The 12,710-nt window shown below is 57.6% G+C and carries 12 protein-coding genes; 9 read left to right on the top strand and 3 right to left on the bottom strand.

Features of this window, described 5'->3' with window-relative positions:
• The first annotated feature begins 908 nt into the window (after positions 1–908).
• From FJ145_23315 to FJ145_23285, 7 genes are all read left to right on the top strand, one after another.
• Positions 909–1,811: a hypothetical protein gene (locus FJ145_23315; GenBank protein ID MBM4264340.1), complete on the top strand. Its 903-nt coding sequence runs from the start codon at positions 909–911 to the stop codon at positions 1,809–1,811.
• 28 nt (positions 1,812–1,839) lie between these two features.
• Complete coding sequence (locus FJ145_23310; GenBank protein ID MBM4264339.1) at positions 1,840–2,085, top strand: hypothetical protein; 246 nt, start codon at positions 1,840–1,842, stop codon at positions 2,083–2,085.
• 73 nt (positions 2,086–2,158) lie between these two features.
• A complete protein-coding gene (locus FJ145_23305; GenBank protein ID MBM4264338.1) occupies positions 2,159–2,950 on the top strand; it encodes an SDR family oxidoreductase in 792 nt (263 codons plus the stop codon).
• A 14-nt stretch (positions 2,951–2,964) separates the two neighbouring features.
• On the top strand, positions 2,965–3,288 hold the full coding sequence (locus FJ145_23300) for a hypothetical protein (protein ID MBM4264337.1): 324 nt from the start codon (positions 2,965–2,967) through the stop codon (positions 3,286–3,288).
• Positions 3,289–3,447: 159 nt separating this feature from the next.
• A complete protein-coding gene (locus FJ145_23295) occupies positions 3,448–3,849 on the top strand; it encodes a hypothetical protein (protein ID MBM4264336.1) in 402 nt (133 codons plus the stop codon).
• 478 nt (positions 3,850–4,327) lie between these two features.
• Positions 4,328–4,738, top strand: a complete 411-nt coding sequence (locus FJ145_23290; protein ID MBM4264335.1) for a hypothetical protein — start codon at positions 4,328–4,330, stop codon at positions 4,736–4,738.
• A gap of 157 nt (positions 4,739–4,895) precedes the next feature.
• A complete protein-coding gene (locus FJ145_23285; protein MBM4264334.1) occupies positions 4,896–5,687 on the top strand; it encodes a hypothetical protein in 792 nt (263 codons plus the stop codon).
• A gap of 24 nt (positions 5,688–5,711) precedes the next feature.
• On the opposite strand, the gene FJ145_23280 is transcribed toward FJ145_23285, so the two are convergent.
• Positions 5,712–6,569 (bottom strand): hypothetical protein, encoded by an 858-nt coding sequence (locus FJ145_23280; GenBank protein ID MBM4264333.1) that lies wholly within the window; start codon positions 6,567–6,569, stop codon positions 5,712–5,714.
• 431 nt (positions 6,570–7,000) lie between these two features.
• On the opposite strand from FJ145_23280, the gene FJ145_23275 reads away from it, so the two are divergent.
• The gene (locus FJ145_23275; GenBank protein ID MBM4264332.1) at positions 7,001–7,204 is read left to right on the top strand and encodes a hypothetical protein; all 204 of its coding nucleotides are present in this window, start codon (positions 7,001–7,003) and stop codon (positions 7,202–7,204) included.
• A complete protein-coding gene (locus tag FJ145_23270; protein MBM4264331.1) occupies positions 7,201–8,640 on the top strand; it encodes an aspartyl/glutamyl-tRNA amidotransferase subunit A in 1,440 nt (479 codons plus the stop codon). Before FJ145_23275 ends, FJ145_23270 begins: the two co-directional genes overlap by 4 nt.
• A 109-nt stretch (positions 8,641–8,749) precedes the next feature.
• Here the strand turns inward: FJ145_23270 and FJ145_23265 are convergent, their stop codons facing one another.
• A complete protein-coding gene (locus FJ145_23265) occupies positions 8,750–10,591 on the bottom strand; it encodes a hydantoinase B/oxoprolinase family protein (GenBank protein ID MBM4264330.1) in 1,842 nt (613 codons plus the stop codon).
• Positions 10,591–12,696: a hydantoinase/oxoprolinase family protein gene (locus FJ145_23260; GenBank protein MBM4264329.1), complete on the bottom strand. Its 2,106-nt coding sequence runs from the start codon at positions 12,694–12,696 to the stop codon at positions 10,591–10,593. The genes FJ145_23265 and FJ145_23260 overlap by 1 nt, the downstream gene beginning before the upstream one ends.
• Positions 12,697–12,710: the final 14 nt, after the last annotated feature.

Genomic DNA, 12,710 nt, shown 5'->3' with positions numbered 1-12,710 from the left:
AAGAGCTTCCGCAAACTGAACGCACCACAGCTTGTCGGAAAAGTAGCGCGCGGGACGAAGTATGACAATGGCAAAGAGATGAGGGTCGCCGCCTAGTATCTTTTTACACACCTATTGACAACGGCTCGAACAATTTGTTGTCCGGCCTATGAGCAAGGCCAATGCCACCAACCTCATGGCGCATTTTTTCCCCTTTATTTCAGCTATTTATAGAGGCTGAACTGCTTCCAGCCAGGTCCATTGCGAGCGCCCAAAGCACCTTTTTCAAACAATTGTTGTCCTTCGTTGAGCAGTTTTGTACAGATAATTGCTCGCAGGTAGGGTCGGGTTACCAAAGATTGCTAGGAGCGTGTTCGGACGTGTAAAGTAGTCAAGCCGCCACCGAAAATCGGTGGCACCCATGACCTAGCCCGAATTCTTCATGCGACGAGGAAAACCCATGACACTGTGTCAATCGAAGTGGAACTCTGGAGGAGCGAAGGCATCAGCGCAGATCGTTCGGTTTGATTCGCCGATGCTTGGCATCTCTTCGACCTTTTCACTGCCATTCGCAGAGCAGGGCGACCGCCGGCCGCCCCTACAGGCCGGCATCGAAGCGGATATCTGTTGCCTTCGCTCCGGAAGAGTTTCACTTCGATCGCGTTGCAGCGATGAATAATCCGGGCTAGAGGTGTTACTGCTTAGGCTCAGCGCTGGAGAAAACGATGGATAGACTTTCAAAGCTGGTCGATTTCACGTTGGATCATCTGCTCGAACCTTCGGTAAACTGGGTTATCGATCACCCGATCATCTCCGTCGCCGTGATCGTTGCTCTAGTTTTTTGGTCGATGCGCGGCTATCGCATTCTCTGAAAGCCGGCAGGAATCGAGCCGCGAATCTCGTTGCTTTTTTGTTCAGCGCTCCATTAAATGGACCCAGCCGCGCCAATAAGACCAGGAGTCCCTATGCCACTTGTATCCGCCCTCGCCGCTAGCCACGCGCCCAATATTCTCTTAGAACCGGGGCGCGAATGGGAAGACTTCATGGATTTGCATTACAGCATGGCGCCGCAGGGAGACGCCAAACGGCCCACCTTCGAACAGCAGCTGCAATTGCGCCGCGACGCGGAAGCCGCCTTCGCGGCCCTCAAGAAAGATTTGGACCAAGCCATACCCGATGTCCTGATCGTTGTCGCCAACGATCAGTTCGTCAACTTTTTTTGGAACAACATTCCGAGCTTCTTCGTCACCATCGGCGACGAAGTCAAAGGACAGTTCACGCGCCACAAGTTTCACTACAAGAACCATAGAGAATTGGGCAAAGCGATTGTCCGTGCCGGCTATGACAAAGGCATCGATTTCTCCTACGGCGAATACGTCGAGCTGCAGCACACCCAGACCGTGCCGCTCTATTTTCTCGCCAAGGAAGCGCAGATGCCGATCTTGCCGATCTACGTCAATACTTGGGTGGATCCGGCGCCGTCACCGCGCCGCTGCTATCAAGTGGGCGAGTTGATCCGCGCCGTGGCGGACAGCTCCAAAGAGCGCATCGCCATCCTCGCCACCGGCGGTCTGTCGCACTTCCCCGGCTCGCCGCGCATCGGTGAGATCGACGAAAAATTCGATCACCAGCTTTTACAAGTGATGCGCGAGGGCAAGGGACAAACGCTCTGCGATTATTCGGTGCAAGACCTACTGCAAGCGGGCGACACGGAGTTTCTCAATTGGATGGTGGTACTCGGTGCCGTCGGTAAAGCCAAGGCGAGCTACACGGGCTACATGCCCGATTTCGTCGCCACCGGCTGGGGTTTTGTCAGCTGGAGCCAGGTTTAAGCATATACGCTTCGATGGAGAAAGACCCATGAGCTGCTACGAACTCAGCCGTTTAATGTTTGATTTGAAGATGAACGAGACGGTATACCAAAGGGCATTGACCGATTTTGCATCGGTGATGGGCAACTACGAGCTTTCCAGCGAAGAAAAAGATGCGCTGCGCTCCGGCGATCCGCGCCGGCTGCGCCAGCTCGGCGTGCATGGCATGCTCTGTCTTTACTTGAAACGGCTCGAACCGAAGTTTCGCGACAACATTTATTGGCAGCAGAAGTAGCGCCGGGAAAATCGGTTTGCTAGTATCTGGCACAGTCACGTCAATCACATCAACGCTCGGGAAGGATTAGCCAATGGATCTTGGATTTAAGGGTAAAGTGGCCTTGGTCGCAGGTGCGAGCCAAGGCATGGGCAAGGCAGCAGCGATGGGTTTTGCCCGGGAAGGGGCCAAAGTGGCCATCTGCGCGCGCGGCGAAGCGGCGCTGAAAGCCACCGCGGACGAGATTCGCAAAGCCACCGGCGGCGACGTGCTCGCCATCGCCGCGGACATGTCGAAGGCGGATGATATCAAGAAATTCGTCGACGACAGCGCCAAACACTTCGGCCGCATCGACGTCATCGTCAACAACGCCGGCGGTCCGCCTCCCGGTGAATTCATGAAGTTCACCGACGAAGACTGGCAGAACGCGTTTAATTTGAGCTTCATGAGCACCATGCGCATGACCCGCGAGGCGGTGCCGCACATGAAGAAAGTCGGCGGCGGCAAGGTCGTCAACATCACCTCCTATTCGGTCAAAGAGCCGATCGCCGGTTTGGTGCTATCGAATGCCGTGCGCAGCGCAGTCATTGGCTGGGCGAAAACGCTTTCACGCGAACTGGCGCGTGACAACATACTTTTTAACAACGTTTGCCCGGGCCGCATCGACACCGATCGGGCCAAGAAGCTAAACAAAGCGCGCGCCGAAAGACTCGGCCGGCCAGTGGCAGAGATCGACAAAGAAATGGCCGCCGAAGTGCCGCTTGGTCGCTACGGCACCGCAGATGAAGCCGGGGATTTGATCGTCTTCTTGGGTTCCGACCGCGCGAGCTACATCACTGGCACGACCATCGCGATTGACGGCGGCCTTGTGCGCGCCACCCAGTAGGAGGCATTTTCGTCATGGTGCACTTCGTCATCCAGTGGGACTTGCCGGACCAAAAAGCCAACCTGCAAGTTTACGCTAACAAGGCGCGCAACGATTGGCTGCCGGCGACGCTTGCCCACAAAGGCGTCATCGAGATTCGCAACTATCGCAACCCGCTCGAAGTCTCGCCCCATGTCGCGATCACCATCGACTTTGAAAATATGGAGCACTGGCGCGACTTCATCGATTCCCAGGACTACATCCGCATCATGCGCGAACTGCGCATCTTGGGTTGCCGCAACTTCGCGGTTAACGTCTGGGCACCATCGAAATATTTTCCCGAGGCGATGAAGCCGTAACCTCTCCGGGATTACCGCACGAATGACCCCTTAGGGGCGGCTCCGGCCGCTCTTTTTTTTCGCTCGGCACTCGGCTTCGTCCATCTCAGACTCCCTTGACGAAAAGTCGGGCATAACGATCCGGCAATCATATTTTTCCCTCGGAGTTGCTCCCTTAGCGTGACATTTTTTCGCTCGGACTGGTGCGCAACGATTGACTTGGAAAAATATTTTGAAAGAATCTTGACGATGCGTTTTCGCCCTAACAAGAACGTGCTAGTTGCCATCGCGCTCGCCCTCATCGCTCAGATCTCTTGGGCTGCGGTGATGCCGGCATTTTATTACGACGGACGGATGGTCAAGTTCGATGCCTCCATCGGCAAACCCCATGCGCACTGCCTTGCACGCTCCCGCCAGTGCGACACCGTGCGGCCCTGGTTTGGCCTGAGCAAGATCGCCGGCATTTCCGGTGTCACTCTCAGCGCCGCTTCGCTGCGTTTTGATCTCAAACAAAACCTTTCGACTTGGCCGGTATTATCCAACCGCTTCCAACGATCTCCGCCGCTCCGCATCACTCTCTAAGAGCAATCGAAAAAGTACCTTCAACGATCTTCGCGCCGGCCACCGCCCAACACGCGGTCCGGCACAAGCGTTGTGTGACGAATTTATTGGCGGAGACAAACCAAGTTTGCCTTAGACATCCTTAGCCCGAATTATTCATGCGAGCGGGTAAACCCATCACACTGTGTCGATCGAAGTGGAACTCTGGAGGAGCGAAGGCATCAGCGCAAATCGTTCGGTTTAATGCGCCGATGCTGGGCATCTCTTCGACCTTTCCACTGCGATTCGCAGAGCAGGGCGACCGCCGGTCGCCCCTGCAAGGCGGCGTCGAAGCGGATATCTGTTGCCTTCGCTCCGGAAGAGTTTCACTTCGATCGCGCCGCAGCCATGAATAATCCGGGTTGGGGTTGTCACTTCGGCAACGTTTCGGTTCTGGAATGCAAAGTGTTCCGTGCCGACACCGGCACCGACAACCCTGTGCATGAGAGGAGGATAGAAAATGTCCCGAAGCTTTCACAGCCGCGAAGAAGACTGGTCTACGAAATTTTATTCAGATCCGGTAACGGTCATCGAATTCTACGACACGATGAAGCGCAGTGTGCACTTGCAGCCCGAGAAACGCCTGATGTTGGCGCTGCTCGACGACGCCGTCAAATGCTTCCAGAAATACTTCGCCGCCCAAAGGGGGCGAGGGAAGCGGCGCTTCATCGAAGTGGAACAATGGTTCTGGGACAAACAACGGGACGATGTCTTCAGTTTTGAGCATGTTTGCGCAGTGCTCGGCCTGAGTCCGGGTTATCTGCGGCGCATGCTGCTGAAATGGAAGGAAAGCACAAGCACTGAAAACGCGCAGAGCTCTACCACGCTGGCAATCAAAAGAACTCGCCGGCGCTTGCACTACGCCGCGTGACTGCTGCACCGCCGCTCGGTTGCTGTTACATTATCCTCGACCGATCGCCGGTCGCGGACGATATGATATGTTGTGCCAGACTTTCCCGGTCGGCTATGTCTTCGCAAGAATGAATCTGTAAACCCGATTCGCTGGCGCCACCAACAGAGGAGGAGAAATGAGCAACAAGATGAAGCTCAACGGCTTGGTTCTGAGCGGCGTGTGTCTAATTTGGAGCTGCGGCGGCGATAAGCCAGCCAGCACCCCGGCACCGCAGGCGCCGGCCCAGCCGGCGGCGACCGCTCCGAGCCCTGGCGCCGAAAGTAAACCTGCCGCCGAAGGCCAAGGCGGCCTGGTGAGCGGCAAGGTCCGGTATAAAGGCGAGCACAAGCCGCGCACGCTCAAAGTTGGCAAAGATACCCAAGCCTGCGGCACGAGCAAAACCGATCCGAGCCTTTCGGTCTCGGGAGCCGGCGAGCTGCGCAACGCCGTCGTGCACATCACCGACCTGAAGACCGGCAAAAAGTACGCGCCGCAAAAGGTCGTGCTCGATCAAAAAGGCTGCGAGTACAAGCCGCACGTGCTTGGCCTGATTGCCGGTTCCACCGTTGAAGTGCTCAACCCCGACGGCATCCTCCACAACGTGCGCACACTGAGTAAAGTTAATTCGCCGTTCAACCTCGCCCAGCCAAAGTTCAAGACTTCGTTAACCGTGCAGCTCGACAAACCGGAGATCGTGCCGGTGCGCTGCGACGTGCACGATTGGATGAGCGGCTGGTTGTTCGTCGCCGAGCATCCTTATTTTGGTGTAACCGATGACAGCGGCGCATTCTCGCTCAAGGACGTCCCACCGGGGAGTTACACAGTGGAAGTTTGGCATGAAAAGCTCGGCACCCAGACTAAGAAGGTCGAAGTGTCAGCCGGGGGAAAAACTGAGTTGAATTTTGAATTTGCCGCCGCGCCAAAGTAGCTTGGCTCGAACGGCGCCGGAACCCTATCTCTCCACTTGAATCGTGCCGCTCTCCACCGAGTTGGCGCGGTCCGACGTGGGTTCTCCAAGGTTGGCTTCTAGAGAACGCTGCAACTCCACGGTTGTGTTGGTGAGCGCTTGCAGTTTGGCGACGATCTCACTTAGAGATTGTTGGGCTCTGCGCACCTGCTGTTGTTCAGCGGCCTGGTCACGGAGCTGGTGTTCCAGCGCGCCGATTTCCCCCCGCAAACGCAGGTTTTCGTCGCTGATCTCCGAATGGACTCGGACTCGTTCGGCAAGCTGGCGGCGAAGCTCCTCACGTTCAACAGCATCTCCGTCAGTCTGCTGTGGCGCCGGCTCGTTACATTCATCGCCGCCCCGCGCAGGACGATTGGAAAAAAGGCCGGCCATTTCTCCCTCAATCTCACTGATCTGCCGTAATGCTTCTTCACGCCGCTCGCTTAAATCGCCATGCTGAGCGCCATTTTGATAAATGCTGCGGATCTGCGCGAGCTCGAACTCGGCCGAGCGCGCGCGTTCTTCGTTGCTCAATTCACCTTGGCGCCGCGCCATGGCATCTAAGCGATCTTGCAGCGATTGGGCTGTCGATTGGCTCGTGTGCAGTTCTTCTTTGAGGGTCGCAACTTCACGCACTAGATCGCGATTTCTCTGCCGTGCTTCGTCCAGTTCGGCAGCTGCGTCGGGTTTATCTCCATCACTGGCGGGCAGAGCGACGGGATTTGCGTCGGCGAGAGGAAAATCGAACGGGTCCTTTTTGCTCTTTGAACCTGTCAACGCCCGTTCGAAAGCAATCAGATAGGTTGCGCGCAGCGCCACGGCAAAGCACGCTACAGTGATGAGCCATACCAGGAGATTAAACAAATGTCTCCCATTCTATAGAGCGAATTCCCCGCTCAAGTTGCCAACCCGGATGTTCGTCAACAACGTTGCACTTTCACGAGCTCTTCTCTGTGTTCGCGCATCAAGAACACAGAGACAGGGCCGACACCCTCTTGAAGCCATGACGGCCTCCGAGCTGGTTTTAGCCAAACCTATGCCACTGGGGCAAGGCAACGAAAGGTCACAACGAGAGAGTAAGTCGGGCAAACCATAGACAAATAGTGACAAACAATATGACGTGGTACAACCTTACCGCTGGTTCTATGAAGGATTTCACGACAGCACTGTATGCCGGTAGCTTCTGCTAGCTTTGAGGCCACCGCTCATCCGCGCGTCGTCAATCCGTGTTGACAGCATGGCCGGGCAACTTATAGAAAAATTTCATCTAGACAAAATCGGGAGAGAGAAAATTTATGAAGGACGCCGTGCGCAGGTTGAATGACGAATACGGTTTCAAGCTCACCGACAAGGAAATCGACATCGTGGCACAGCAGGCCGAGGAGGCCGCGCTGCTGTTTCGGCCACTCTTCGAAGTCGACGTCGATGACATCACGCCGCTCACGAAAGTCGACAAGCGGGTCATCGCAACGCCTGCGCAGAAGGGAAAGAAAAAATGAAGGACCTCGATCTCGCAGGGCTGACGATCAGCGAAGTCGCGCCGCTGATCAAGAAAAAACAAGTCTCACCGCTGGAACTCGCCAAGAACTATCTCGATCGGATCGGGAAGCTTAATCCGAAACTCAACGCCTATCTCGCCATGTGCGAAGATGAAGCTTTAGCCGCAGCCAAAAAAGCCGAGCGCGAGATTCGCCAGGGCAACTATCGCGGGCCGCTCCACGGTATTCCGTTTTCCATCAAAGACAATATTTGCACCAAAGGCGTGGTCACCACCGCCGGCTCAAAGATCCTCGCCGACTGGGTGCCCAATCACGACGCGACGGTGGTCGAGCGGCTGCGCGCCGCGGGAACGATCATTCTCGGCAAGACCAACATGCACGAGTGGGCCAAGGGCAGTAACAGCATCAACCCGTTTTACGGCACACCATACAACCCTTGGGACACAAGCTGCATACCCGGCGGGTCGAGCAGCGGCTCAGCGGTCGCCGTGGCAGCCGGTATGTGCATGGGCTCCATCGGCACCGATAGCGCCGGCTCGGTGCGCAATCCGGCGTCGCTCTGCGGCACCGTCGGCTTGAAGCCGACCTTCGGTAGGATCAGCTCCTACGGCGGCGTCGCCGGCACCGGCGGCTACACCGTAAATCATTTCGGGATTTTCACGCGCAGCGTCAGAGATTGCGCGCTCGTCCTCAATGACACAGCGGGCTACGATCCGAAAGATCCGATCAGCTCCGATGCGCCGATCATGAACTATACGAAAACCCTCGGTGCTCCGGTCAAGGGCATGAAAATCGGACTAATCAAAAATTATTTCGATCAGGCGACGGTTAGCGAAGTGCGCCAAGCGTTCGACGAAGCTTTGAGAACTCTCAAATCGCTCGGCATGAAAACCCAGGAGATTGAGATTCCGCACATCGATCTGATCCCCGCGGCGCAAGCGGCGAGCACGCGGCCCGAGGCCAACTCCGATCACGATCATTATTTGCGCACCCGGCCGAGAGACTATAGTCCGGGGCTGCTGTACAACTTGATCGCCGGTCTCTTGACCCCTGCGCCGGTGTACGTCCATGCCCAGCGCGTGCGCCGGCTGATCTGCCAAGAGTTCGATGAAGCTTTTAAATCAGTCCAGTTAATTGTTGCGCCGACCATCTTCGCGCCGGCGCCGAGCATCGACGATTGTAACCGCGGCTACATCGAAGCCGATGGCAAAAACATTAATCTGCAAGATCGCGCGGGGAATTTCCTAACTCGCTACACGATTCCGTTCAATGTCACTGGGCTCCCGGACATGAGCGTTTGCTGCGGCTACTCATCGAAAGGACTGCCGATCGGTATGCAGATCGTCGCGCCGCCGTTCCGCGAAGATATCGTGTTTCAAGTCGCTGATGCCTACGAGCGCAGCACCGCGTGGCATAAGCGAAATCCGCCGCTGTGAACGGTTCAGAAATCTCTCTCGCCAAGGCGCCAAGACGCAAAGTTCGGAGTCTAGATTTTTATTTCCGAACTTTGCGCCTCTGCGCCTTGGCGAGAGAATAATTCGAACTCTACGTCCCGTTGGACTTGAACTGTTCCAACCGCTGTTTGAACAACTCCGCCCGCAGCTTATCCGTCGCGACGCGATCCAACACCGGCTCATCGCCATCGATCACCACACCGTAAATCGCGCGCGCGTCCTGGCGCGAGACGATGCCGTCTGCGACGTCGCGCAGCACCCTGTCTGGTTCGCGTTCGAGCGGGTCGCCGTAGCCGCCGCCGCTCGACATGCGCATGTAGAGAATGTCGTCCGGCGCAAGATCGAATTCGCAATAAGGCAAAAGCTGGCTTTCGCCACCAAGCTCTTCGAGGCGATCGGGCGATTCTTTGCTGGCGATCTTCTCGGTAACGCGAGCGCCCTGAACGAGCGACAGCAAGCTCGGCGCGCCGGGATAACCGCCAAAGATGCCCTGGCCGGAATTGCGCAAGCCGGCGACGCCGAGGGCGACGCCGCGGATTTTCCCCTTGGGTGCGTCGTAGGTCGTCAGCGCCGACTCGCTGCCTGTGCCGCCGCGATACTTTCCCGCCCCCGCGCCACCGGGCGTGTGGCGCCGGAAGAGATAGAGCAAGGGAAAGTTGGCTTCGAGCCATTCGATGTTGTGACAGCTCAGCCCGGTGCCGGTGTCTTCGCCGTCTTTGTACGAGCCGGCGCCAACGCCGTCAAGCGCGCCTTCCGATAGCGTCGACACATAAAAGTTGCCGTGCTGATTGACGCCGGCATGGCGTGCCAAGCGGTGGCCGGCGTTGAGCGCCATCACTTCGCCATTCCACTTCGCGCTGGTGGCGAGCATCTGCATGATCACCGAGTTGGCGACATATTTTACCGTCGCGCCACCGGAGGTGGTGTTGAGCGACACCGGCGCCGGCGCTGTGCAATTGACCACCGTGCCCGCGGGGGCGATGACTTCGATGGGGTTGAGCGCACCGTGATTTTTCGGCAAATCGTAGGCCAGCGTGCAGAGTATCGCCTCGTAGCAGGCGCCGAAGGTTGCATGGTACGGCATGTTGATGCCCTTTTTCGCCTGCGGGCTGCTGCCGCTGAAGTCGAACAGCAAACGGCTCCCCTGTTTTTTGAGCGCTACTTCGACCGTCCAAGTATCGCCTGCCTCGATGCTGCCACTGTCGCGCCAAAGGCCATCAGGAATTTCTTCCAGCCGCTTGCGCAGGATCGATTCCGAATAGTGCAGCATCTCCTGCGACACCGCCGCCACCAGCTCGGGACCGAACTGTTCGTAGAGGTCCTGCATGCGCGACTTGGCGACGTTGTTGGCGGCGATCTCACATTTGAGATCGAGTCCAACCATCACCGGCTGGCGCGTCATATTGATGAACGCATCGAATAAATCTTGGCGCAGCTCGCCGCGCTCGACCAGCTTGATGCCGGGGATGCGAATGCCTTCGTGGCAAATCTCCGTAGCTTCCGGCGAGTTGCCGCCAGGCGACAGCGCGCCGATGTCCATGACGTGAACGAACGTCGCGCTCCAACCCATCAGTTTGCCTTTGAAGTGGATCGGCGACACGACGTAAACATCCGACTGATGGATTGCCGCAACGTACGGATCGTTGAGCAAAAAGATATCGTCGGGGTAGATACCGCCATGCTTCTCGAAGCGCTCAATGATGCGCTTGACCGCGACGCCGGCACAGGCGACATGCCAGCCCATGGCATCGCCGGCGCACAGGACGTCGCCGTTGGCGAGATAGAGCGCCGCCATGTAGTCGTGCATCTGTGTCGTGTTCACTGTGCCGCCGACGCGTTCCAGCGTCGTGCCCATTTCCATGGCGATCTGGTAGACGCGATGCGACAAGATCTCGAAAGTAACCGGATCGACGCTGCTGACAACCGCCTCCATTAGGCTCCTCCGACGTAGATTCTAATATTACGATAACCATCCATTGCGACGCGGTCGCGTGGATTGACAATCACCGTGGTCACCGGCGTTTCGATCACCGCCGGCCCGACGAACTCCGTGCCGGGATGCATTTTCTCAAAGTCGTACACGCGCGTTGGCGCGAACTTGCGGTTTTCCTCGAAGTATACCTCGCGCTCGCCTTTGCGCGCCGCGCTGCCGTCGGATTTCCTCAGCGCTTCGGCTTTGATGTCCGGTTTGTTAAGCATGCCGACCACCGTGAGCCGGAACGTAAGAATCTCCTTACCCGCCTCGCGATACCCCGAGCCGTGGCCGAAAGCCTGCTCGTACATTGCGTCGAAATGCGCCGCCAGCTCGGTCATGTGAGCGTCGGTGATCGCTTCGGCGCCCGGGGCGAACGGCACGTTCAGTTCATGGATCTGATAGCGATAGCGCATGTCGACGCTGCGCCGCACTTGAATGTCGCTCGGCGCAAAGCCGGCGGCGCCAAGCTCTTTGACGCCGCGCTGCAGGAGCTCGGAAAAATTATCGTTGACGCGTCTCAAGTCGACCGGCAGCACGACGTGATCCGACTTGCCATACTCATACACGACATCGGAGCTGATCAGCCCGGTGGCGCTGTGCACCGACGCGGTCAAAGGAATCACCACCTGGCGCACGCCAAGCTCCGCGGCGTAGCGGCTGCCGTGCACCGGCGCCGCGCCGCCAAAGGCGAACAACACGAAGTTGCGCGGATCGTGGCCCTTTTCCACCGTCGCTTTACGGATCAGATCGCTCATGTGGGAATTGGCGATACGGTAGATGCCGCTGGCGGCCTCAACTTCGGTCATTTTGAGCGGCCCGGCAATCTTCTGCCGCAGCGCCGCCAGCGCTTTGGCTTTATTGAGCTTCATACGGCCGCCGAGAAAATAGTTCTCGTTCAAGTAGCCGAGAACTAGATCGGCGTCGGAAACCGTCGGCTCGCTGCCGCCAACGTCGTAGCAGACCGGCCCAGGCGCCGCGCCGGCGCCCTGTGGCCCGACTTTGAGCAAGCCGGTTTCACCGTCGATCCAGGCGATACTACCACCGCCGGCGCCGATCGACTCGACCCAGATCTTGGTCGACAAAATATTGTAGCGCAGAATTACCGGCTTGTAGTCGCGCTCGATGACACCATCGCGCACCAGGCTAACTTTGAATGTCGTGCCGCCCATGTCGGTGGCGAGAATGTTCTTCTCGCCGATGTGTTCGCCGAGAAAACGTGTGCCGACGATGCCCGCGGCAGGGCCGGATTCGATAACTCCCACGGCGTTCTTGCAGGTCGCTTCGATGCCCAGGACACCGCCGTACGCCTGCATGATCAACGGGTCGCGAGCCAGCCCCTTAGATTTCAAGGTCCTTTGCAAGTTCTGCAAGTAGCTAGAAATCTTCGGCCCGATGTAGGCATTGAAAACCGTCGTCGCGCATCGTTCGTATTCGCCAAGATAGGGCGCCACCTCGCTCGACAATGAGAAAAACAGCTGCGGGTATTTGTTTTTGAGAATCGCCGCGAGCTGCCGCTCGTGGCCGTCGTTGACGATCGACCATAGTAAACAGATGGCGAAGGATTCGACGCCGCGCGCAACCAATCGATCGATCGCCTGCTCTGCGGCCTCGGCATCGAGCGGGATCAACTCTTTGCCCTTGTAGTCGATGCGCTCGGTGATCTCTTCGACAGAGCGGCGCGGCACGAACGGCTCGGGCTTGACCAGCGCAGAGCGATGCGCGGTTTCGTTCTCGGTCAATCCTTCGGCGACCTTGCCGCGCATCATGTGCAGCGTATCGCCAAAGCCGCGCGTCAGCAGAAGCCCAGTCTTGGCACCGGCACGGGTGATCAACGTGTTGTCACCGATGGTGCATGCGTGAAAAAACAAGCGGGTTGAGCGGAACAGCGTGTCGACGTTATCGATGCCCAAGTTCTGCGCCGCATCGGCCACCGAGTTCAACGCGCCTCGGGAAAAATCATCGGGCGTCGAAAGCGATTTACCGATGGTGATCTGGCCGGCTTCGTCGACCACCACACAATCGGTAAACGTCCCGCCGATGTCGACACCCACCACGTAGTTCATAGGTTGGTCTGCTC

Source organism: Deltaproteobacteria bacterium (assembly GCA_016874755.1).
Taxonomy (GTDB): domain Bacteria; phylum Desulfobacterota; class Binatia; order UBA9968; family UBA9968; genus DP-20.
This window is presented reverse-complemented; position numbering and strand designations above follow the sequence as displayed.